The sequence below is a fragment of the Clostridium sp. genome (assembly GCF_047777555.1).
GTDB lineage: Bacteria > Bacillota > Clostridia > Clostridiales > Clostridiaceae > Clostridium_H.
Genome location: NZ_JBKEEV010000004.1, coordinates 97,611 through 121,125 on the forward strand (window position 1 = coordinate 97,611; position 23,515 = coordinate 121,125).

At 31.3% G+C, this 23,515-nt stretch carries 20 protein-coding genes; 3 read left to right on the top strand and 17 right to left on the bottom strand.

Annotated elements, in window-relative coordinates; translation table 11 throughout:
• Positions 1 to 46: 46 nt before the first annotated feature.
• From ACFWTK_RS08495 to pxpB, 6 genes are all read right to left on the bottom strand, one after another.
• On the bottom strand, positions 47 to 1,390 hold the full coding sequence (locus tag ACFWTK_RS08495) for an acetyl-CoA carboxylase biotin carboxylase subunit (protein WP_415875587.1): 1,344 nt from the start codon (positions 1,388 to 1,390) through the stop codon (positions 47 to 49).
• A gap of 23 nt (positions 1,391 to 1,413) precedes the next feature.
• Positions 1,414 to 1,884 (bottom strand): acetyl-CoA carboxylase biotin carboxyl carrier protein, encoded by a 471-nt coding sequence (gene accB / locus ACFWTK_RS08500; RefSeq protein ID WP_415875588.1) that lies wholly within the window; start codon positions 1,882 to 1,884, stop codon positions 1,414 to 1,416.
• A gap of 183 nt (positions 1,885 to 2,067) precedes the next feature.
• Positions 2,068 to 3,267 (bottom strand): NRAMP family divalent metal transporter, encoded by a 1,200-nt coding sequence (locus ACFWTK_RS08505; protein WP_415875589.1) that lies wholly within the window; start codon positions 3,265 to 3,267, stop codon positions 2,068 to 2,070.
• A gap of 24 nt (positions 3,268 to 3,291) precedes the next feature.
• Positions 3,292 to 4,056, bottom strand: a complete 765-nt coding sequence (gene pxpA / locus ACFWTK_RS08510; protein ID WP_415875590.1) for a 5-oxoprolinase subunit PxpA — start codon at positions 4,054 to 4,056, stop codon at positions 3,292 to 3,294.
• A 4-nt stretch (positions 4,057 to 4,060) separates the two neighbouring features.
• The gene (locus ACFWTK_RS08515) at positions 4,061 to 5,074 is read right to left on the bottom strand and encodes a biotin-dependent carboxyltransferase family protein (protein WP_415875591.1); all 1,014 of its coding nucleotides are present in this window, start codon (positions 5,072 to 5,074) and stop codon (positions 4,061 to 4,063) included.
• Positions 5,065 to 5,817 carry a 5-oxoprolinase subunit PxpB gene (pxpB, locus tag ACFWTK_RS08520; RefSeq protein WP_415875592.1) on the bottom strand — a complete coding sequence of 251 codons (753 nt, stop codon included), beginning with the start codon at positions 5,815 to 5,817 and terminating at the stop codon, positions 5,065 to 5,067. The genes ACFWTK_RS08515 and pxpB overlap by 10 nt, the downstream gene beginning before the upstream one ends.
• A 395-nt stretch (positions 5,818 to 6,212) precedes the next feature.
• On the opposite strand from pxpB, the gene ACFWTK_RS08525 reads away from it, so the two are divergent.
• Entirely contained in the window at positions 6,213 to 6,443 is a 231-nt protein-coding gene (locus ACFWTK_RS08525) for a hypothetical protein (RefSeq protein WP_415875593.1), read from the top strand.
• Between the two features lie 9 nt (positions 6,444 to 6,452).
• Positions 6,453 to 6,692, top strand: a complete 240-nt coding sequence (locus ACFWTK_RS08530; protein WP_415875594.1) for a hypothetical protein — start codon at positions 6,453 to 6,455, stop codon at positions 6,690 to 6,692.
• 174 nt (positions 6,693 to 6,866) lie between these two features.
• Here ACFWTK_RS08530 and ACFWTK_RS08535 read toward each other — a convergent pair whose 3' ends face one another.
• The 9 genes from ACFWTK_RS08535 to ACFWTK_RS08575 form a co-directional block, all read right to left on the bottom strand.
• A complete protein-coding gene (locus ACFWTK_RS08535; RefSeq protein WP_415875595.1) occupies positions 6,867 to 8,345 on the bottom strand; it encodes a DUF1343 domain-containing protein in 1,479 nt (492 codons plus the stop codon).
• A 156-nt stretch (positions 8,346 to 8,501) separates the two neighbouring features.
• Positions 8,502 to 8,627 (bottom strand): hypothetical protein, encoded by a 126-nt coding sequence (locus ACFWTK_RS08540; RefSeq protein ID WP_415875596.1) that lies wholly within the window; start codon positions 8,625 to 8,627, stop codon positions 8,502 to 8,504.
• A gap of 62 nt (positions 8,628 to 8,689) precedes the next feature.
• Entirely contained in the window at positions 8,690 to 9,769 is a 1,080-nt protein-coding gene (locus tag ACFWTK_RS08545; protein WP_106024306.1) for a methyl-accepting chemotaxis protein, read from the bottom strand.
• 52 nt (positions 9,770 to 9,821) lie between these two features.
• Complete coding sequence (gene pdxA / locus ACFWTK_RS08550; protein WP_106024305.1) at positions 9,822 to 10,787, bottom strand: 4-hydroxythreonine-4-phosphate dehydrogenase PdxA; 966 nt, start codon at positions 10,785 to 10,787, stop codon at positions 9,822 to 9,824.
• Positions 10,788 to 12,002, bottom strand: a complete 1,215-nt coding sequence (locus ACFWTK_RS08555; RefSeq protein WP_165815355.1) for a four-carbon acid sugar kinase family protein — start codon at positions 12,000 to 12,002, stop codon at positions 10,788 to 10,790.
• 109 nt (positions 12,003 to 12,111) lie between these two features.
• Complete coding sequence (locus tag ACFWTK_RS08560) at positions 12,112 to 13,077, bottom strand: 2-keto-3-deoxygluconate permease (RefSeq protein ID WP_415875705.1); 966 nt, start codon at positions 13,075 to 13,077, stop codon at positions 12,112 to 12,114.
• A gap of 136 nt (positions 13,078 to 13,213) precedes the next feature.
• Positions 13,214 to 14,377, bottom strand: a complete 1,164-nt coding sequence (locus ACFWTK_RS08565; RefSeq protein WP_106024302.1) for a UxaA family hydrolase — start codon at positions 14,375 to 14,377, stop codon at positions 13,214 to 13,216.
• The gene (locus ACFWTK_RS08570; protein WP_415875597.1) at positions 14,377 to 14,751 is read right to left on the bottom strand and encodes a UxaA family hydrolase; all 375 of its coding nucleotides are present in this window, start codon (positions 14,749 to 14,751) and stop codon (positions 14,377 to 14,379) included. Before ACFWTK_RS08570 ends, ACFWTK_RS08565 begins: the two co-directional genes overlap by 1 nt.
• 85 nt (positions 14,752 to 14,836) lie before the next feature.
• Positions 14,837 to 16,738, bottom strand: coding sequence for a sigma 54-interacting transcriptional regulator (locus ACFWTK_RS08575; RefSeq protein ID WP_415875598.1), 1,902 nt, complete (start codon positions 16,736 to 16,738; stop codon positions 14,837 to 14,839).
• A gap of 198 nt (positions 16,739 to 16,936) precedes the next feature.
• Between ACFWTK_RS08575 and ACFWTK_RS08580 the strand changes: the two genes are divergently transcribed.
• Positions 16,937 to 17,707, top strand: coding sequence for a TSUP family transporter (locus ACFWTK_RS08580; protein WP_415875599.1), 771 nt, complete (start codon positions 16,937 to 16,939; stop codon positions 17,705 to 17,707).
• Between the two features lie 55 nt (positions 17,708 to 17,762).
• Here ACFWTK_RS08580 and ACFWTK_RS08585 read toward each other — a convergent pair whose 3' ends face one another.
• Entirely contained in the window at positions 17,763 to 18,026 is a 264-nt protein-coding gene (locus ACFWTK_RS08585; RefSeq protein WP_415875600.1) for a DUF1294 domain-containing protein, read from the bottom strand.
• 130 nt (positions 18,027 to 18,156) lie between these two features.
• Positions 18,157 to 23,490 (bottom strand): diguanylate cyclase, encoded by a 5,334-nt coding sequence (locus tag ACFWTK_RS08590; RefSeq protein ID WP_415875601.1) that lies wholly within the window; start codon positions 23,488 to 23,490, stop codon positions 18,157 to 18,159.
• Positions 23,491 to 23,515 lie beyond the last annotated feature (25 nt).

Sequence of the window (23,515 nt, forward strand, 5' to 3'; positions counted from 1 at the left end):
TAGCATTTACATCCTATTCTTAAAAATAATCTGTCCTTCTAATATATTACATACCAAATTCTTTTGCAATAAATGATGTATCAAAACTACCTTTATTAAAATTCTGATTTTTCAATATTTGAAACTGAAAATTCATATTTGTATCTACTCCATCTATTATAAACTCTGAGATAGCTCTTCTCATTTTACAAATAGCCTCTTCTCTGTCTTTGCCATGAACTATAAGCTTTGCTAGCATAGAATCATAATTTGGAGGAATAATACATCCATTATATATAAAAGTATCAATTCTCACCCCAGGACCACCAGGAAAATGTATAAAATCTATCCTTCCAGGAGATGGTATAAATCCCTTTTCGGGATTTTCTGCGTTAATACGGCACTCTATAGCATGCCCATTTATTTCTATATCATCCTGGGAAAAGCTCAAGGCTTCTCCAGAAGAAATTTTAAGCTGTTCTTTTACAATATCTATTCCAGTTACAGCCTCTGTTATGGGATGCTCAACTTGAATTCGTGTGTTCATCTCCATAAAATAGAAATTTCCATATCTATCTACTAAAAATTCTATAGTTCCTGCATTTTTATATTTTACAGCTTTTGCTGCTTTAATTGCAGCTCTACCCATTTTGTCTCTAAGTTCTTCACTTATTATAGATGATGGTGCTTCTTCTATTACTTTCTGATGTCTCCTTTGAATAGAACAATCCCTTTCTCCCAAATGCACTATATTACCATAGTTATCTCCTATAATTTGAAATTCAATATGATGAGGGTTCTCTATAAACTTTTCTATATACATAGTATCGTCTCCAAAAGCATTTTTCGCCTCAGTTCTTGCTGTATTGAAGACGCTTATTAATTCTTCTTGTGATTTAACTACTCTTATTCCTCTTCCGCCGCCACCTGCTGAGGCTTTAATCATAACTGGATATCCAATTTTACTCGCTTCATTTAAAGCCTCTTCTTCATTCTTAACGGCACCCTTAGATCCAGGAATAACTGGAACTCCAGCCTCTATCATGATTTCCCTTGCTCTAGACTTATTTCCTAGGCAATCAATGGTTTCAGCCTCTGGCCCGATAAATTCTATATTATATTCTTTACATACCTTTGCAAACTCACTATTTTCAGATAAAAATCCATATCCAGGGTGAATTGCTTCCGCTTTACTTAACTTTGCAGCGGTGATAATGCTTTCTATGTTGAGATAACTGTCTTTTGCTTGTGCCGGTCCTATACAAATAGATTCATCTGCAAGTTTTGTGTGTAAAGCTTCTCTATCAGCTTCGGAATATACTGCCACGGTTTTAATATCAAGCTCTTTACAAGCGCGTATTATCCTAACCGCAATTTCTCCTCTATTAGCAATCAATACTTTCTTAAGCATAACTTCCCCTCTCTTCAGCACGTTTAATCAGCTTTTCTAATCTTAAATAAGCTTTCACCATACTCCACCATTTCTCCATTTTGTGCCATGATTTCAACAATTTCTCCATCTACATTTGCTTCTATTTCATTCATAAGCTTCATGGCTTCTATAATGCAAAGAACATCTCCCTTTTTTACATTAGAACCTACTTCTACATATGGCTCACTTTCTGGACTAGATGCTCTATAAAATGTTCCAACTAAAGGTGATGTAACAACTTCTATATTGTTCTCGACTTTTTCTTCCTTGAATTCATGAGTAATTTCTGCTTTATCTTCCTCTACTATAAGAGACTTTTCATCCGGACTGCATTCATTCGCTTCCCTAACTTTATCTTTAGTTGAAGAATTTTTCTCCATCTTTATGTATAAGTCTCCCGTCTTAATTTCAGCAAAGCTAAGAGTAGAATCGCTTACAGATTTTATTATCTCACATATTTCCTTATAATTCATCTATACTCCCTCCATTTTATAAAATGCGATGTGTATTTATTTTTATGAAAACATTTTTCTTTAATAAATGTGGATAATCTTTTTAATATTGAACTGGAGTATGAGGTTTGCACAGTAAAGCTTTCCTAAATGCAAATCTCATACGGAATGTTCAATATTAAGAATTGTCACATTTTATTTATATTACACAAACAGTTTTGGAATCTGGCTTATAAGTGTATTTATTCCCAGGTATGCCATAATAACTACAACTATTACTCCAAAAATAGTCATCCAAATAGGATGTTTGTAATCTCCTACAATATTCTTTTTATGTGCTCCAATAATCATAGTTCCTAAGGTAATTGGAAGAATAAGTCCATTTAAAGCCCCTACCAAGATTAATATCTTAACTGGTTGACCAATAGAAGCAAATACCGCTGTAGATACAATTATAAATAATATTATTATAACTTTTTCATTTTTAGCTATTTTTTCATTAAAAGTTTTAATAAAAGATACTGAAGTGTAAGCTGAACCAATAACAGAAGTTATTGCAGCAGACCACATTACGATACCAAATATCTTATATCCTACATTACCAGCTGCTAACTTAAATACTGATGCCGGTGGATTTGATGGATCTAGAGTAAGTCCTTTAGATACCACTCCTAGTGTTGCTAAGAATAATAAAATTCTCATTAATGATGCTACTCCTATTCCTGTAAAACAGCTTTTATTCATTTTAGGAATGTCCTTTTCACCATATAATCCAGCATCTAATAATCTGTGACCGCCAGCAAAAGTTATATATCCTCCTACAGTTCCTCCTACTAGGGTTACAATGGCCATCATATCTATAGTATCAGGTGCAAATGTTTTAACTATTGCAGTGCCAACTGGAGGATTTGATGTGATAACTACATATATAGTAACAAGAATCATAATTCCTCCCATTACCTGTGCAAAACGATCCATTGCTTTTCCAGCCTCTTTTACCAAAAAGATTGCAATAGCTATAACAGCACTGATTACAGCTCCTATTTTAGCATCTACACCAAATAAAACATTTAATCCAAGACCTGCTCCTCCTACATTACCTATGTTAAACGCAAGTCCTCCCATTACAACAAGGATAGCTACAAAATATCCAAGACCTGGCATCACCATATTGGCAATTTCCTGACCTCTTTTTCTAGCAACAAGTATAATTCTCCATATATTTAATTGAGCCCCTATATCTAATATAATAGATATTAAAATTACAAAACCAAAGCTTGCTCCTAATTGGCCTGTAAATGTTGTACTTTGAGTTAAAAATCCTGGTCCTATGGCAGATGTAGCCATTAAGAAAGCCGCTCCCAAAATCACACTCCAATTAGTCTTATTTCCTTTATCTTTCATTTAAATTTTCCCCCTATTATTTATTTAACTACCATAAATGCTTTTAACTTGCACATCACTATTTTCTAAACTTTCTCTTATTTTTTTAGCAAATTCTAAAGCATTCTTTCCATCGCCGTGAATACATATAGTATCTGCTTGTATACTTATTTCTTTTCCAGCAGTTGATACAACTTTGCCCTCTTTTACCATTCTAATCACTTGATTTATAGCCTCATTTTTATTTTTAATCAACGCATTTTTTTCTTTTCTTGGAGTTAATGCTCCTTCATCTGTATAAGTTCTATCTGCAAAAACTTCATTGGCTACTTTAAGTCCTATTTTTTCTCCAGCCTTTATTAATTTACTTCCTGAAAGTCCAAACAAGATAAGTTCCGGATCTATTTTATAAACAGCTTCTGCTATAGCTTCTGCTAGTTTGCTATCCTTAGCTGCCATATTATATAAAGCTCCATGAGGCTTTACATGACTCATTTTTCCGCCTTCTGCTTTTACAAATCCATATAACGCTCCAATTTGATAAACAGTTATATCGTAGGCCTCTCTTGGAGATATATCCATGTTTCTTCTTCCAAATCCAACTAAATCCTGAAATCCTACATGAGCCCCTATAGCTACATTTTTTTCTAATGCTAATTTTACAGTTTTATTCATAATAGAAGGATCTCCTGCATGAAATCCACAAGCTATATTGGCAGAAGTTATAAAATCAAGTATTGCCTCATCATTTCCTATATTATAAGCTCCAAAGCTCTCTCCCATGTCGCAGTTTAAATCTACATGAAACATAATACTACCTCTCTCCTTTCATCTTAATTTTTAATGCTGTCTTCAGCTCTTCTATGTTTTCTTCTCTTTCAATATATAGTTTTTGAGCATATTCTAAGGAGACTTCCTGAAACTTTATATTATCCCCAGGCTTTAACTGTGCTATAATAGGTATATCTACAGATATGATTTCCGCAAACTTAGGATATCCTCCTGTGGTTTGTCTATCTGCAAGTAAAATTATAGGATTTCCATCTGGAGGTACCTGTACAGTTCCTAAAGATACTGCTTCTGATATCATCTCTAGAGGTTCTTTAAGCGTTAACGTCTTACCGCTAAGTCTATATCCCATTCTATCTGATTGAGGAGTTATCACAAACTCTTGGCTAAAAAAGCTTCTTATGCTTTCTTCATTAAAATAATTTAGTTCTCCTCCCTTAGTTACTCGCACTACTGGATTTTTACTATATTTACAATAAATCGATTTGTTTATAAACCATTTAGGATATGCAAATCCATTAGAATTAATTCTTTTTGATAGGATATTAATAAAATTAGTGATTTTAGAATGAGGCTTGTTTAATTTTATTACGTCTCCCTTTTTTAGTTTTCTTCCTTCAAATCCACCTATTTCTCCTCTTAAATATGTACTTTTACTTCCCATTATCTTTTCAATCTTAAAAGAACCAGCAAAGGCTATATATGCCCTTGCTCCATTTGCACACTTTCCAAACTTCAGTATACTTCCTCCCCTTACATAAACCGGTCTCCACATAGGGATCTTACATTCATTTATGCTTGGGCATAGGTTTCCTCCACATATAGCTATAAGAGTATCTTCTTTAATTAAAATTTCTGGGCCTAAAAGTGTTATTTCTAAAGTAGCTTCATCTTCTTTATTCCCTACAAGCAAATTTGCTATTCTATGAGCAACTTCATCCATTGCTCCGCTTACAATTACTCCATATTTTCTAAATCCATATCTTCCAAGATCTTGTACAGTAGTTAACAGCCCTGGATTTCTTATCTCTATGCCCATTTTAATTTTCCTTCTTCTTTACATTGAGCTTCTTGAATTTCATAATACTCTGCTCTTGAAATGGCTTTAAATTTAACAATATCACCGGCTCTTAGAAGACTTGGAATATCATCTTCTGGTCTAAATAGTTGAATAGGAGTTCTTCCTATAAGCTGCCATCCTCCTGGAGTAGAAATAGGGTACACTCCAGTTTGGCTTCCAGCTATACCAACGGAACCTGCTGGTATAGTAAGCCTTGGAGTTTTTCTTCTTGGCGCAGCTATTTTTTCTGACATACCTGCAAGATATGGGAAGCCAGGTGCAAACCCTATCATATAAACTCTATTTTCACAGCTTGAATGTATATCAATAACCTCTTCTACAGTTAAATTATTGTGTTCTGCTACAAACTTTAAATCTGGTCCGAACTCTCCTCCATAGCATACAGGAATTTCAACTATTCTAGGCTTATCTTCTATATTACTTCCTAAATCACATAATATATCTTCTATCTTTGCTTTAACTATATTGAAAGGAATATCATTATTATGTGGATTTTTTCTCATTATCTCTAAGGGATTATAAAAAATTGTCATTGTAGTGAACGCAGGAATATATTCTATCATTCCTTCAAAAGGTCTTTTGTCTAAATATTCAGATAATAGTTTTATTACTAAATGCGATTTCAAATTTATACTTTCGCTAAATTTTATTGTTACTGCAGAATCTCCCATAGCATTTATACTAGGTTTTACAGCATGCATAAGTCCATCCCCCTTTTCACATATATAAATAATTTTAAATGTATATATAATTTTTCCGAATTCCTATGAAAATTTTTCTATATATATTTTAACTTATCAGCGTAACTTTTGCAAGTTTATTTTTATATAATTCACATCTTCATATTGTGCATATTTTTAAACTTTCTAATTATTCTACGTAATCCAAGCTATTTCCACAGAAAACATGCATTGCAATTGTATACGTTTATACATATTTTTTGAAATAGTGAATTATGAATTTTAAATAATTCATCTTGCACTGTTTTGCTCCTCAACTGTTTTTCCTAAGCAATCTCATATATATTTAAATATAAAATAAACTGTATTTTTTCATTCCCCAAGGGAAAAATATTTTTAGAAAGGGGACAAAATCTATGGTCACTAAAAACAACAGAAATAAAGATTATGGAAAAATACACCATGTAATAGAAGATATAAATGCAAAATATGTACCAATCAGTGGTGAAGATGACGATGCTGTTTTGGAGCATACTCCTGATAGAATGGGTTACACTTATGGCTACCACAGCGGAAGTCAAACCAATCCTTTCCCGTTTAGTGAAGAAAAAGATGAATTTGCTGAACAAGCAGAATTCGGCAGATAAGAGGGTGATATGATGCAACTTTCTAGCTTTAAAGGTAAGGAAGTAACACCAGAAGAGCTTTACCATATAAGAAGAGAAAGGACTAAGGAACCCATACTTGAACAAAAAGAAAGAACTGTAATAGTTCCCACTATGATGATTATGGATAAGAATAATGAAATTCAAGAGATAGAAGTTGAATCTGCAGTAAAGCCTTTAACTGATGTTGAATATTGGGGTGGAAATAGAGTAGATAAGAAGGAGGTATAAGCTATGGCTAAAAAGGGCATGAAACGTCCTGATCCAGAAGATGCTCAAAAGAAGGGACAAAAAAGAAGAGCTCTTATAGAAAAATATGAAAATAACAATAGTAATGATAAAAAATAAAAATATGACTGCTGCGGCAGTCATCTTTTTATCATGCTTATAAAGCACTTGCCTAAATTAATTATAAATTAAGTATTTTTCTCTATCTACTTTAAACTTTTCTAAACCGCCCTTATACTGCGACTCAATTTGCTGTGGCATAAGTTTTTTCTCTAATGATTGTCCTATTAAAGCTGTTCCCATTATTTTATCAAACATTACAATATTCTTTCCACTTTTAGGAACCGTAAAATTATTCAGAGAACGAGCGTAGAATAACATATAAATTCCTGTCTTTGCTGGATTAAATTTATGATAGTCTACTATATTTAGCCTTACCCCTCCACTTGTACCTCTCTTTTCTGGCATAAATGTAACTCCTGGCAGCTTTGCCCCATTTAAAAGGCTTGCAAATTTATTAGAGTCTATCCCTTTTCCTCCAACCCATTTGAAATAATCATCTTGAAATATTCCTGTTCCTTCTCCAAGGCCTGTAGCATTATAACAAAATACAGAGGTTATATCAGGTATATAAGGTGAGCTTTGTACCCACTTTAATCCTGTGTCTTGATATATCATATCTCTATTATATCCTGTCATTGGAATTACTGTTAGGTCGGCATTTATTTTTCTATTAAAAAACTTTGCTAATTCTCCTACTGTCATTCCATAAGTCATAGGGAGGTTGTCTACTCCTACAAAAGTAATAAACTTATCCTCCATAACAGGCCCATCCATTATATTTCCTCCTAAAGGATTTGGCCTGTCTAATACTATAATTTTCTTCTTAGTCTCTACTACTGTCTTCATAGCATAATTGAGAGTAGATATATATGTATAAGAGCGCGCACCTATGTCCTGTATGTCAAAGATGATTGCATCTACATTCCTAAGCATATCTGATGTTGGCTTTCTCGTATCCCCATATAGGCTATATACAGGAATTTTTAAAGTAGGATGAGTATAGGACTTAACATATTCCCCTGCCTTAGCCTCCCCATCTATACCATGCTCTGGCCCGTATAAAGCTATAAGTTTTGTCTTTTTATAGTTTGCAAGCTTAGTAATAGTACTTACTCCATTGCTGTCCAACCCAGTTTGGTTTGTAATAAGTCCTATATTTTTTCCATCTATAAGCTTACCATATTCACTGAGCAGTCGTTCATTTCCAAGCTTAAATTCTTCTTTTTTTATAGTAAACTTCATAGAATAATCATTCTTTAACTTTTTTAAATCTCTTGATGTAATATATCTATCTATTTTTAAATAATAACTCTCCCCTTCTTTATATCCTCTTGCTAGAGGTGCTACTGTTACAATATCATTATTTACAGTTATGAAAGTATTAACTATATTCCCCTTTGAATCTTCTACTCTTATATTGCCTTTAGCCTCATCATTATCAATGATTCCATTAAACTTAATTTTCCATTCTTTAAAAGAAGGCTGGTTTAACTGCTCTTTATAAGTTATAGTTGATGCAGAAACTTTCAACGGAATAAATAACAGTGAAACACAGAATAAATAGAAACAGACAAACTTTAGCTTGTTTTTCATAATATACCTCCAATACATTTATTATCTAGCAATAGGTGACTTAAAGCTAATTTTTCATATAAACCCATTATATATTAAATATGAAAGCTTGTCTTTATAGCCTTATTATGATTTAAATAAAAGCCTTAGAAATTGCTTCTAAGACTTTTTACTAACTTATTTATTTTTATTTTTAACCTGCTTTGTTTCAGGTCTGTTATTTTCCTTATTAAAATCATGCTGAACATTCATTTTTTCTACCTTATTAAGCATTGTTAAATCTTTATTTTTAATTTGATCCACTTTTAAATCACTCCTCTCTCTGAATTATGTTTTTCCTTTGAGAGAGATTTTATTCTTATTTCCTATGATTTTCTTTCTGACATATCCATTAACTTACGACCAACATCTCTCAAATTATCAAGCATATAAGCAATATTTTGATTCGACTTTGCTTGCTCTTGAGAAATAGTATTACTCTGTTCAATATTTTGTAATACAGTTTCAACAGAACTGCGAAATTGATTCAACATATTATCTATTTTGCTAGCAGACATATTGCTTTCTTTAGCTAATTTGCGCACTTCTGTAGCAACTACAGAAAATCCTCGCCCATTTTCACCAGCCCGTGATGCTTCAATAGCAGCATTCAATCCTAATAAGTTTATCTGTTTTGCTACTCGTTGAATAATCTGTAATATTTCTGATGTATTATTTACATCTTCAAAGGCTTTAGTTGCCACATTAGCTGCTTCCTGACTTGCCGCAGCAAGTTCTTCAGAAGAAGAAGCCAATTCTTCAACAGCTGCAGCAGATTGTTCAATAGCAACATATAACTTAGCAGCATAATCACCAATCTCTTCAGCTTTTTCCCTCTCACGTAATCGCTCATCCTTCTGAGCTTTGCCTATTTTAACAGCTTCAAGCAAAGCCCGTTTAATTGAAGGTAATTTTGTATTTAATGGTTCAACTTTCAAATTATATTTTTCTGTTACTTTTAAGTCTATTGCTCCCGAAACAACCCAATGTATTCCTTTCTCTTGAAGATATGAAGCTAAATAATCTAATTCTTCTAGCTCATATGAACGCATATATATTTCAGTATTTCCTATTTTGTAATCATAGGATCCTTCACCTATCAAAAACGGTGATCCTATTACAGCAATTCTATCAATTCCAGAACTGGTTAATCTTTGCACTGGCTCAAGAATGTCCGTAGTAGAACATGTTATATATACTACAGGTTTGTTAGAAAATCGTTGTAATAATCTTGCTGTTTCACCTCGACTTATAAAAACTTCTATATCAGGACTCCTTCTTACTAAATCTTCAACCTCCTCCATTTCACTAACTATAATAGGGATATTTAAGCCCATTTCGCCACTTACTCGTCTAGCCATATCAGCCATATTTTCAGATATTGCCACAAACATTATATTTTCCATAGTCCTAATTCTCCCAACTTATCTATTTCTGGCTTATTATTTTCTTTTTCTCTTAAAACAGCTCTGCCACCTTAAGTGCCTCTATCATGCTATCTCCTTTTGCTATTCCTTTGCCAGCTATATCAAATGCTGTACCATGATCTACTGAAGTTCTGATTATTGGAAGTCCAACAGTCATATTTACTCCAGTGTCAAAGGCTAACATTTTCATAGGTATGTGTCCTTGATCGTGGTACATGGCTACAACTACGTCATACTTCCCTTTATGAGCCTTTAGGAACACTGTATCTGGTGCAATTGGTCCTTCTACAGTTAAACCTAATTTAAGTGCTTCATCAACTGCTGGTATGATTTCTTCTATTTCTTCATATCCAAACAATCCATTCTCTCCCGCATGAGGATTTAGTCCAGCTACTGCAATTCTTGGATTTTCTATCCCCATTTTCTTCAAAGTATCATTTGCTAAGTTTATAACATCTAAAATTCTTTCTTTTTTAGCTCTGTCACAAGCTTCCCTTAAGGATACATGAGTAGACACATGTATAACTCTGAAGTTATCATTTGTAAGCATCATTGCATACTTATTTGTATCTGTTAAGGTTGCAAATATCTCTGTATGGCCTGCAAAGTTATGACCACCTAAATGTAGTGCTTCTTTATTTAAAGGAGCAGTGGCTACTGCTTTTACTTCTCCTTTTTTAGCCGCTTCTATAGCCTTTTCTATATATCTATATGCAGCATCCCCACATAAAGCAGATACTTCTCCTATCTCAAAATCATCTATGTCTAAGTCAACTACATTTATTACGTTAATGACTTCTTTTTCGAATTCATTAAGATTTTGTATAACCTTTATATCTGTATTAATTTTTAATAACCCTTTATAGTAATTTAAAACTTTATAGCTTCCAAATATTACGCTCTTTTCTCTTAAGTCTTTTCTTTCATCTAAAGCTTTTAATATTATCTCAGGTCCTACTCCTGCAGGATCTCCCATGGTTATCCCTATAAGCTTCATCTAAATGTCCTCCTTTAACTTCTTTAAGCAGTATTCAACAGCGTTTACTTCTCCAAAAGCTCCTGCTTTAGTTATAACCTTTAGTCCATGACACTTTCCACCATTTAAAGTCATAAGAGGTATTCCTGTCATAACCTCTTGCTTTATATTTGACCCCTTAGCACATAATTCTTCAATAACTCCTATAGCTGTATCTCCTCCAGTTAGAAACATACCAGATATGCTTGTGTTTTCTACTATATTATCAACAATTTCTCCTAGAATCTTTTGAGTAAAAACACTAACTTCTTCTTTAGTACAGCCTAAAGTTTTTCCTACTTCTATAGTTCTTTCATAATCCTCTCTCTCATAAGAAGAAGCTATAATAACATCTGTTCCTTTATTAATCTTTTCTAAAGCTTCGTTTACTATATCTTGTATATCTCTATTTTTTAACAACTTTCCAATATCTACATTAATTAAATTAGTTCCTCTTGATACTGCATAATGAAGTTGATTTTTAGAAACTTCACTTATACTTCCAACTACTGCTATAGAAGGATCTACCCGCATATTAACCTTTAGTATACTATCTGCAAGTCCAGCAGAGCCTACCCATAATACCTTTTTATTTAAAGCTGTAATCTGATTTGATATTATCATTAGATCTTCATTCGTTTCTGCATCAAAGGTATATATTCTTCCCTTAGAAAAATCAGTTTTCACATTTCTTAGTTCTTCTAGGCATACATGAGTTACTCCTTCATCAAATCCATTTTTAAGTATAAGTTTTATGTTATCTACCTTTACTGGCTTTTTAGGATCTTTTGATATCTCCGTCTCACTAATAGGCATCCCATTAATTTTATGAATCTCATTAGTTGTAATTCTTTTATTATCCGGATAAGCAGGAGCAAATATTATAAGTTCTGCATTATAGTATTTGTCCACTGCCTTTATTTCAGAGACTATATTCCCTCTGAGAGTTGAATCTATCTTTTTATAAACATAGTCAAACCTTTGCTTAAATGCATTTTTCACTTTTCCTTCTACATCTAAGAATGCTTCTTCTTCACTAAGTCCTCTTGATTCAGTATCTATTACATATGATCTTTCATTATTATCTATTGATTTGGAATGAAAGATTACATCAGTATTTATTCCTCTTTTTTTTAGTTGAACTCCTGTATCGTTTGCTCCTGTAAAATCATCTGCTATAATTAAAAATCTGTTCAAGTCTTTCACCCCTTAGTTTATTTTGTTTCTATAATAACTTCCTCCTCTCACGAAAAGCAATTTATTAATCACCAACGTACAGAGGAGGAAATTCAAAACCGTTTTCAACTTATCTACTAAGCGCTTTTACCTCTTTTCTTGCATTTTCTATCTTATTTAGATAGTTTACAAGTAAAGGACACAATATTGCTGTAACAATAATTGTTGCAGCAATTTGAACGGTTGCTGTTGCAGCAATAGCTTGTAATGATGGATCAATTGCTGCCAGAGCTGCTGGTGTTGCTACTGCATTTCCTGCTGTTGTGCCAACCGCTGCACCAACTTCCGGATGCTTAGATTTTAAAAGTTTCATTATTAAGTATCCACCAAGACCTGTTGTCAATGTACATGCAATTCCTAGTACTATTCCTGGAAAACCAGCTTCTATAATTTGTCCAAAGTTCAAAGCTGAGCCTAATGGAAATGCAAAGAATGGTATTAAAACTACCGTTCCTGGTTCTAGAAACTTTCTTATATCTTCATCTAAATTACCTAATATAAATCCTATCACTATAGGAACAACAGTTGCAACTAATGCCATAATTGGAACTGTAGCTATTCCAGTTATTCCAAATGCCAGCATGGTAAAAAATGGTCCATCATTTATTGAAAGTATAGATATAGCTCCAACATCTGTTGAATCACCATACTCCCCTGCTAAAGCTGCATAAAGTCCTCCATTTGAGTTAGTAAATGCTGAAATTGCTGCAAGGGCTGAAATTCCTAGTACGCCCGCAGGTCCAAATGCTTTATTAATAAGCACACCTATTGCAGCCCCAATAAGGAATTTTGCAAGTGTTAAAGCTACTCCCTTTATTAACGGTGTTCCCGCCTGTTTAGCGTTTATTTGTGCTCCATTACAAAATAAAAATACTGCTAAAATTGGCATTGCACCATTCTTAAATAAATGCGATGTAAATCCGCCTATCTCTAATGCCTGCGGAAAAAAGGTATTAACTAATGCTCCTAATAAAAGCGGAACTACCATTAGTCCCCCCGGAATCTTCTTAACTGACTGCAAAATCTTCATTTTTATTCCTCCTACCATTATACAGATCCATTCATGTAATTCTGTTAATACTATGATTAAATATAATTTCAATATAAGTATAAAGGTTAAGAAGGCATGTTCTTAACCTTTATATTTACCTCTTAGCTATGTTGCTTTTTATTTAGAATGTTGATATCAGCTTATACATTCCAAATTCTCTATGATTTAAGGATTCAGCTTTTGTTTGCTTTCCATTAACTACTTCAAGCATTTCCTCAAAAACTTCTTCTCCAACTTCTTGCACAGTTTTAGTTCCATCAATTATGGTTCCAGCATTAATATCCATATTATCATTCATTTTTACAAATGTATCCGGATTTCCTGTTACTTTAATAACTGGAGCTAATGGATTACCTGTAGGGGTTCCTCTTCCTGTTGTAAATACAACTATTGTTGCTCCACCTGCTACCATACCAGTGATAGATTCAATATCTTGTCCTGGAGTATCCATTACATATAGACCTTTATTTGATGGTACTTCAGCATAATCTAATACTCCATCAATTGGTGCAGTACCACCTTTATAGATACAGCCTAAAGACTTTTCTTCTATAGTAGTTAAACCACCCTGAATGTTACCTGGCGTAGGTTGTCCGCCTCTCATGTCAACTCCCATTGTATTTGCCTTCTTTTCGCAGTTAGCAACTATTTCAAGGATCTTATCTCCAACTTCCTTAGTTATAGCTCTTCTAGCTAGTATGTGCTCAGCACCTATAAATTCTGTAGTTTCTGAGAATATTGATGTTCCTCCTAAAGAAACTAGCTTATCTGATGCATATCCAACAGCAGGATTTGATGCAAGTCCTGAAGTAGTATCAGAGCCACCGCATTCGATAGCAAGAGTAATTTCAGTAACATCGATTTCTTCTTTCTTAAGCTTTGCTGCTTCTCTAGCCATTTCTGATGCTATTCTAATACCTTCTGCTTCTGTTTTAATAGTTCCACCACATTCTTGGATTATTAAACACTCAGCTCTTTTCCCTGTATCTCTTCTAATTTCTTCCGCAATTTCTTTAGCTGGAGCTCCTTCACATCCAAGTCCTACAACTAAAACTGAAGCCACGTTAGGATTTTTACCTAAATTTTTTAATATTTGAATTGTAAGATCTAAATCTGCACCTACTTGACAGCATCCATGTTGGTTTGGCACTGATACTGCACCGTTTACATGAGCTGCAATTCTTGCTGATACTTCACTAGCACAAACTGATGCAGGAAGTATTAATACATGATTTCTTATACCTACTTTTCCATTTTCTCTTCTATATCCATATAACTTTTTCATTATTTAGACACCTCCAAGTCTCCACGTCCTCTTTCACTTACAACGTTGTGTACATGAACATAATCTCCAACCTTTATATCTTGTGTAGCTTGTCCTATAGATTCTTTGTATTTAATTATTTCTTCTCCATTTTGTATATCCTTTATAGCAAACTTGTGTCCAAAAGGAATATCCTCATTAAGCATTACCTCTATATCCTTACCAAACAAATCTATTAATACTTTTTCACCTTTTTTTAAATCTTTTACTGCTGTAGCTACATTGTCATTTGCATTAGCAACAACTGCAAGTTTTAGCATATCCATACCTCCTATGACTTTTTTTATTTTTTCACTTTTATATATAGCAAGTACCATGCCAAAATTAACTTTCACCATTTTAAAAGGTTTTCAGAAAACTTTTACTCATTTGTGTTGCTTTTCGCAATAAATACTATTTGCAAAAAGCAACAGTATTACATTATGCATCACTATTCTTTTTTCGCCATAGGGTTGTTCTATTTATATTTAGTATCTTAGAAGCTTTACTTAAATTCCCATTACAATAATCTATAACCCTATTTATATACTCATTTTCTACTTCTTTTAAAGTTTTACATGTTGCTTCTATGTTACCGATAATAGTATCTTCTCTATTAGTTAATGAATTTCTAGGTCCAATTTCTTCTACTTTAACATCTTTTAATTCTATTATGTTTGTATTGCATAAAACAATTGCTCTCTCAATTATTCCTTCAAGCTCTCTTACATTTCCCTTATAATTATAGCTATTTAAGTACTTTTGTGCTTTAGGAGAAATTTCATAAATTTTCTTGTTATATTTTTTTGAATATTTCTCTGCGAAAAACTTAGAAAGTTCCATTATATCTTCCATCCTTTGATTTAAGGATGGAATTATAAGAGTTAAAATATTTATTCTATAGTACAAGTCTCCTCTAAACTTTCCTTCTTTTATCATATCTTTCAAATTCCTATGGGTTGCTGTAATAATTCTTACATCTATAGGTATAACCTTATCATCACCTATTCTCATTACTTCTTTTTCTTGAAGTACCCTCAAAAATCTACTTTGAACATCTAATGGAAGCTCTCCTATTTCATCTAAGAATATAGTTCCTCCATGAGCAAGCTCAAATAGTCCAGCCTTTCCCCCTTTTGCAGTACCTGTAAAAGCTCCCTCTACATATCCAAATAGCTCGCTTTCTATAAGATTAGGAGGAAGTGCTGCACAATTCACTGCTACAAAAGGAGCATTTTTTCTAGAACTGCTGCTATGAATACTTTGAGCAAACAGTTCTTTGCCGACTCCAGATTTCCCTAATATTAGCACAGGAGAATCATATTTACTATACACCTTACCTTTTTCTATGCACTCTTCCATATCTATGCTTTTATGAATTATGTCTTCAAAATTATACTTTGCAATAAATCCTTTTTTTTGTAATTTAACTCTTATCTGATGCTCTAAGTCTTGTATTTTAGTAACATCTTGGAAGGTTGCTACCACTCCAGTTATCTTATCATCTACAATAATAGGAATTCTATTTGTAGCAATTTTTAACCTACCTACATCCTGTATTTCACCCAATTCTATATCGCCAGACTGAAGTACCTTGTTTAATTTAGTATGTCTTATAACTTCTTCTACATTCTTACCAATAGCTCCCTTCTGATGAATTCCAAATATCTTTTCCGCCACAGAATTAAATATGTTTATCTTCCCTTTATTATCAATTGCTATTATTCCATTATCTATAAAATTTATTATGGTTTTAAGTCTTTCAGTTCGTTCTTTCTCTAGCCTTAATCCTTTTAATATTCTTCTCGCCTCTTGTAGAGCATAAAGCACAGATTCTATACCAGATTCTATAATGTAGCTTTTACATCCTAGATTTCTAGCTGTTTGACTTCCTATAGTATCTCCTACAAATATTTTGATTCCTTGGTCAACATACTTTTCTAATAATTCTTCCGCATTATCTTCCTTTTCAATTTCTATTTTGACTATATCTAAACCTAGAACCTCTCCTATTACTTCACATCCATAAATTACGTTTTCATAACCTGCAACACCAATTTTCCCTTTGGAATTTATTAAATGTCTAAAACCTCTTAAGATATCAAAAGATGTGGTTTTAAGTTCAACTACTGGAATGTCAACAACATTCTTGATCATTGTATAAGTTCCACCTCTAGAAATGATCACCCTAGCTCCAGCTTCAATAACTTTCTTTGCAACTTCTACTCCTTCGCTCAAACCTCCTTCTACTACTTCTATATTGCTATACCTCCTTGTTTTAACAACTTCTTCACCTAAGGTCTTCAATCCCTTAAAAGGAGCTATGAATACTATATCCTTCATATTTTACCTCCCCACAATCATATTTACTATAATAGTTTAAAGTTTAAAGAGTAGAGTGTAAAGACAGCCTTTAAGAAAATTGCGATGCAATTTTCTTATATTGAACATTGTCACAATTTATTTCTAACGTACTCTTTCATTATTTAAACAAATAAAGTAAAATATTTATGTTGATTACTTTACGTTGGGAGTGCTTTTATGTTTACAACATCTATAGCTTTAAAAATTATTTTTTTATGTGGAGCAGGATTTCTAGCATCTTTCGTGGATTCTATTGCTGGAGGAGGAGGGCTTATTAGTGTTCCTGCTTTCTTAGTTGCAGGTGTGTCCCCACATCTAGCTTTAGGAACCAATAAATTTTGTTCTTCTTCTGGATCTTTCACCAGTGCATTTAAGTTTACAAAATCTAAAAAAATAAATTCTAATTTACTTAAATTTTTAATTCCTTTTGACCTTATAGGAGCAGTAGTAGGAGTTAAAGCGGTTTTAAAATTAGACGAAAGCTTTCTATATCCAATTGTTCTGGCTATGATTTTATTTGTTGGTATTTATACTATATTTTCAAAATCTATTGGAAGCGAAAATAAATTTAAAGAAATTACAAAATTAAATTTAATTTTAGGAATATTATTAGCTTTTTCTTTAGGTTTTTATGATGGATTCTTCGGTCCTGGTACAGGCTCCTTCTTAATCTTTGGACTGATAAAGATTTTTGGATTTGACTTTGTACAAGCGGCAGGAAATGCAAAATTACTTAACTTTACAAGCAATATTACTTCATTAGTTCTTTTTGCAATTCATGGACAAATAGATTATATGATAGGAATTCCAATAGCTCTAGCTATGATTTTAGGTGCAAGACTCGGAACATCTCTTGCCATAAATAAGGGTTCAAAACTAATTAAACCTATATTTATAACAATGTCTCTTGCTGTAGCTGGGAAACTAATCATACAAAGCTTTTTATAAAAATAAAGACTGTGCTTTCATATACCATGTATGTTCAAAGCACGGTCTCAATATATTAAAAAAAGAATTTATATATTAAATATACTTGTATAAAAAATATGGCAGGCATACCATAAACAAATTTGTAATGCTTAGTCTTATGTCTAAATATCTCCATTCCAACTATAATTCCCAAGCTTCCTAATAATAATGCGATTATAAATAACTTCTTTTCTGGTATCCTGAAGCTACCTTTCTTTGCTCTTCTCTTATCTGAATACATTATATATATCCCATAAAAATTAATTATAATAAGGTACAAAATAAAAAATTTTACCATTGTATCACCTTCCTTATTTCATATACTTTAGCATACCCTCTAGAAAGCAATTATTCAAACAAAAAATATAGGACATTAACCTATAGTAACTTAACGCCCTATATTTCTATATAATTTACTTCAAGCATCATTACATTAACTTTATTATTTTGCACAGAGTATCGAATAAATTTAAGTCATCATAATCAAATCTCTTTAATTTGAGAGGAACTGCTGCACAGACTATAGACTGAATGGTTCCCTTTCTTATTAATGGTACTGCCATTGCAGAGTACCACTCTGAAGATTCATTTATTAAATCATATCCTAATTCTTCTCCCCAATACATGGTGCATATACTTTGTTTTTTAGAAACTACTTCATCTATAATATTATTGCAAACCTGCTCCATGCACCAACCTTCCTCATTTATTTTGCGTTTAAAACTTTTCTTTACTTTGTCTTCATCCATATAGACTATGCTGGCATATTCAGCAGACAGTATGTTTATTATTTCTCCTAAGGAATCATAAATCTTTTTCTCTAAGTCTGTCTCTTGATTTACGATATTTATCAAATCTATGATGGAAGAAATGTTTTTAGAATCTTGAACTAAGTTACCAGAAAGTATACCAGAGAGTTTATTTCTATGTTTTATATGAGAAAATTCTCTTTTCCATATTTCACATCTATCTTTTCCTAATTCTTTTGACACATATAAAGCATGATCAGCTTTTTCAATAAGCTCGTATTTTAAATAGCCATGTTCTGGATACACAGAAACACCCATACTTATAGTAACCGGCACATTATCTCCTAAAATTACTCTCTTTTTAATTTTTTTCCTCAGCCTATCTGAAATCTTTTTTGCCTCATATTTATCTACATTAGGAAGAAGTATAATAAATTCTTCTCCACCATATCTTCCACATATATCTCGATTTCTTATATTCTCTAAAACTACGCTGCTGACCTTTTTTAAAACTTCATCTCCTATTTGATGTCCGTAACTATCATTTATACTTTTAAAATTATCTAAATCGAATATTATTAAGGAAAATATATTTTTATTTTCATCTGCTTCTTCTATAAATTCTTCTATTTTTTCTTCAAGACATTTTCTTGTAAATGTTCCTGTTAAAGGATCTAAGCATGAATTAATTTTTAACTGATACTTTTCTAATATATAGTCTATTAAATTTGTTAAGTTTATACACTGTCCTAAACTTTCTTCATTAAAATTATTTAAAATTTTATCTGAACTCAGATAAACGTATCCTTTTACAAAATCATATGTTTTTCTATTTTTCTTTCTTCCTTCCACAGGTGCGCCCTTAATATTCTTTATTATTATTGGTATGCAAATAACTGCTGTATCTCCTTTTAAGGTATACTGATGATTTAGCAGCATAGGAGTTTTTGTATTCTTTACCTTTTTCAGTATTTCCTCATTTTCTATATCATCACATTCTTCACAAAAGGATACCAAGGTCACATACTTTTCATTTTCTCCTTCTAATAAAATCTTTCCTTTTGAAGCCAAAGTTGTCCATACTAAATATTTTAATATCATTTCTAAATTTGCCATAGAATCAGAAGTTAAATTATTTATAATATCCAACTCATTCTTAGCCAAAATTGAATGAGATTTAGAATATATATCTTTAGCTTCATCAATAAAAGTCTTATCCTTTAACAGATCTATAGAGTATTTAAAATCTAATAGTTCCTCTACAGAATTAATTTCCTTATAATTTATCTCAGATTCCACATATCTATTCCTTATGCATATCAATTTATAGAAAGGTTCTCTTAAATTATTAATTTTTATATATTGTTCTTTTATATTTTCAGGAAGCCTACTTAACAAACATCTTATTATTTTGCAAGCTTCAAAATAGTAATCTGCACCTTTAATATACTGATTTCTATCTAAATACCACTCTCCAATTTCTATACATAACTCATACTTAATGTTTTGCTCATCTAATTTGTCTGATAGCTTTAAAGCTGAATTCAGCAATTCAATCTTATTATCATCTTGTGATAATATGCCTTTAAGATGCATGTGTCTTAATTTTATTTTAGGATTAGAATTATCATTAAAATTATACAAATATTTATTATATAAACTTATTGCCAAATCTTTTTTCCCTTTTTTATATAGTATTATTGCTGTATCGTAAACTATATCAAATACTTTATATTTTTTAAAATTGCATAAAAGCTCCTCTATTTTATCTATATATTTGTACATATTTTGTGGAATTTCATCTTCAATTAAATTTATATATTGAAGATGAATTTCACTTATCCATTTTAATGTGCATTCCTTCATATTTAATATATCAACTGCTTTTTTAATATAGTCTTTTGCTTTTTCTATAAATCCTATATTAAAGAGAAATTCTCCCTGCAGTCTATAAAAATTGACTTCATCTATAACCTGTTTTCTATAACTTTTAAATTCTTGTTGAGATAAAGTATAATATCTATAAGCCATCTCATAATTGTTATTTCTAAAATAAACCATAGATAATTGATTTAAACTATAGAAAAACATTTTTTCAAAATTAATTTCTCTTGATTTATCTAATCCTTCTAAAAAGTACTTAAGAGACTTTTTATAGTCATACTTAGCCAAATAAACTCTGCCTAGGTTTACTAATGATATAACTTCATAATATATGAACTTATCGTTTTCACATATTTCCTTGGCTTTTAACAAGTACTCTTCCATTTTACTTTCTCTTTGATAATAATCACCATAAATCACGCCTAAATTATTGAGGGCTACTACAAGCCCCTTCCTATAGTTTATATTTTTGCTATATCTATAGCTTTCTTTATAACTTTTTACAGCATCTTTTGCTCTATTTAACTCCATATAAGCTGCACCTAAAATGCTGCATAATATGGCCTTATATTTCAGGTGATTTTCTCCACATAATTCTATAGCATCATTGCATATAGAAATAGCTTTATCGTTTTCATCACTTCTAAGATATATTCTAGCCAAAATAAATCTATTTTTTATATATGCTTTTTCATAATTCATGCTTATTAATAGATTTTCTGATGCTCTTATACATTCTATAGCTTTATCTAACTTACTAAACTTTAAGTAGGCACTTCCTAGTAAATTATATACATCTACTAAAAGTCTTTTTTCTCCGATTTTTATACAAATACTTTCAGCATCTTTTCCATAATTTATAGCTGATTTATAGTTAGCATCATCCTCATATAATTTAGAAATTTTTATCAAAAGCTCAATTTTTAAAATATAATCTTCCGTGTTCAGTAAAGAAAGAGCTTTATTTAAGATCACTAATGCCCCTTCTCTATTCTTAAGCTTTAACATTTTTTCAGAGCTATCTACACAATAACGAATTGCCTTATGATTTTGCCCCGACTTCTCAAGATGATATATTATTTCATCTTCATAACATTTATCCTCTTCGTTTTCTCTTTCAAATATGTTGGCTATCCAACCGTGAATCTTAGATTTTTTATCGTCATCTATTCTTTTATATATTATATCTTTTAAAATCTTGCTGCAAAAATCATAAGCAAAGCCTCTGTCTTCTATCTTTTCACATATAATTCCTTTATCACATAAATCCTTTATTATAAAATCGCACTGTAAGTCCCATCCACTTAAAAAATTCTTTATTATATCTTTAGACACACCATTATTGAAGAAAGAAATAAACTCTATTATTAAATAGGACTTCTCATCTAATTTACTGATTTGATTCGTACAAGCCTGCTCTAAGCTGTGTGGAATTGGAAGATTTTCATAATCTTCATCATAATCGCTGCACCATTTTCCTGTATCTTCATCTACATAAATCACCTTATTTAAGAGAAAATTTTTTAAGGTTTCTTTAATAAATAAAGGATTTCCATAAGTGTGCTCATATATCTTTTTTGAGAAGTTTACAGCATCTTTATCCAAATGCATTATATCTTTAATAAATCTTATAGTTCCCTCTTTCGATAACTCTTTTAGATTAATATTTATAGTATTAGGATTATTTCTTTCTTTCAATATAAATTCTGAAAAGTCCTTATCAAATAAAGCTTCCTCATCACAATAGGATAAGATAAACATTATATTTTTACTGTTTAAGTCAGAATTATATAGATAATCTATTAATTCTATGGAAAATCTATCCATTGAATGAATATCGTCTACTATAAATACTATTTCATTGCTTTCACAGAGTTCTTTTAAAAAGTTTTCACTAACTTTTAAAAATCTTATTTTTTCCTTCTCTGCTATTAGAGACTGTATTTGAACCATCTGTTTATTGCTTCCTATCTCTGGCACGAATTTAATAAGTTCAGATTCATAGTTTTTAAGTATTTCCTGACTGCAGCTTTCTAATAACTTTTTTATAATTTCATAAAATCCTTTTGAGGATAAATTATTACTTTCTGAGTTATATGTTGAATAAACTTTTCCTCCATCTAAATATATAAACCTTTCAATCTCCTCCAATAATTTAGTTTTACCTATTCCTCTTTCTCCATGAATTAAAATCATTTTACTTTGGGTACGATTAATTTTTATTTGATTATATACAGACAATACTTTATTTAGCTCATAATCTCTATCTACAAGTTTATTACGGAAGTTCAGCTTTTCAATATCATATTTTTTATTGCTGGAGTATTTTTTTCCTAAGACTTTATTTAAATCTTTTATTATTTCGCTTATATCTCCATATCTATTCTTCTCTTCACATACCATCTTGTTTATAATATTAATTATATTTAAATCTAGTTTATCATCTGTATTTTTTATCTGTTTACAAATGTCATAAGAAAAATCTATTTCTATACCTATACTAAGCATCAATAATACGTATAAAAGTACTCCTAAAGAGTATATATCAGAAGCCCTGCTTGGCTTTGCACCATTTATAACTTCAGGTGCCCTGAATATAAGGCTTTCTCTATTATCTTCTTTAAAAAACTCTTTATTTATTTGAACACTAACCAAATCACAGAGCTTTATCTCGTATTTATTATCATTATTTAATATATAAATATTATTTAAATCAATATTTTCATATAAGATTCCTCTTAAATGAAGATATTGAACTCCACTGCATATATCTACAAATAAATCTATTATGCGATCACTTGAGCATACTTTTACTACATCTTTAATATTTACTGTCCCTTCCATATATTCAGTAGTATAATAGTATTGTTTATATCCTATTTTTCTTTCATTTATATTCTGTACAAGTCCAAAATCAATAGTCTTTATAATATTAGAACTATCTATATTATTATAATCAATAAAATTGTCTATAAGAAAGCGAATGAATTTTTTTGGGGTATAATCAGAATTCAATAGATTTAATTGAACCACATTGCTATTTATAACATCTCTAGCCACATATGAAGATACTACATTATTAATATCTATATTCTTTAGTATTGAATATTGTTTATTAATTATATCCACACTTCTCACTTCCCTATAATTCTTA

Bases quoted from the DNA above. Each gene is read 5' to 3' on its own strand.
- ACFWTK_RS08505 (WP_415875589.1), bottom strand. From the start codon at position 3,267: ATGAAAGATAAAGGAAATAAGACTAATTGGAGTGTGATTTTGGGAGCG.
- pdxA (WP_106024305.1), bottom strand. From the start codon at position 10,787: ATGAAGCTTATAGGGATAACCATGGGAGATCCTGCAGGAGTAGGACCT.
- ACFWTK_RS08495 (WP_415875587.1), bottom strand. From the start codon at position 1,390: ATGCTTAAGAAAGTATTGATTGCTAATAGAGGAGAAATTGCGGTTAGG.
- pxpA (WP_415875590.1), bottom strand. From the start codon at position 4,056: ATGTTTCATGTAGATTTAAACTGCGACATGGGAGAGAGCTTTGGAGCT.
- ACFWTK_RS08565 (WP_106024302.1), bottom strand. From the start codon at position 14,377: ATGAAAAAGTTATATGGATATAGAAGAGAAAATGGAAAAGTAGGTATA.
- ACFWTK_RS08515 (WP_415875591.1), bottom strand. From the start codon at position 5,074: ATGGGCATAGAGATAAGAAATCCAGGGCTGTTAACTACTGTACAAGAT.
- ACFWTK_RS08580 (WP_415875599.1), top strand. From the start codon at position 16,937: ATGTTTACAACATCTATAGCTTTAAAAATTATTTTTTTATGTGGAGCA.
- ACFWTK_RS08530 (WP_415875594.1), top strand. From the start codon at position 6,453: ATGATGCAACTTTCTAGCTTTAAAGGTAAGGAAGTAACACCAGAAGAG.
- ACFWTK_RS08535 (WP_415875595.1), bottom strand. From the start codon at position 8,345: ATGAAAAACAAGCTAAAGTTTGTCTGTTTCTATTTATTCTGTGTTTCA.
- ACFWTK_RS08585 (WP_415875600.1), bottom strand. From the start codon at position 18,026: ATGGTAAAATTTTTTATTTTGTACCTTATTATAATTAATTTTTATGGG.
- ACFWTK_RS08575 (WP_415875598.1), bottom strand. From the start codon at position 16,738: ATGAAGGATATAGTATTCATAGCTCCTTTTAAGGGATTGAAGACCTTA.
- ACFWTK_RS08525 (WP_415875593.1), top strand. From the start codon at position 6,213: ATGGTCACTAAAAACAACAGAAATAAAGATTATGGAAAAATACACCAT.
- pxpB (WP_415875592.1), bottom strand. From the start codon at position 5,817: ATGCATGCTGTAAAACCTAGTATAAATGCTATGGGAGATTCTGCAGTA.
- ACFWTK_RS08545 (WP_106024306.1), bottom strand. From the start codon at position 9,769: ATGGAAAATATAATGTTTGTGGCAATATCTGAAAATATGGCTGATATG.
- accB (WP_415875588.1), bottom strand. From the start codon at position 1,884: ATGAATTATAAGGAAATATGTGAGATAATAAAATCTGTAAGCGATTCT.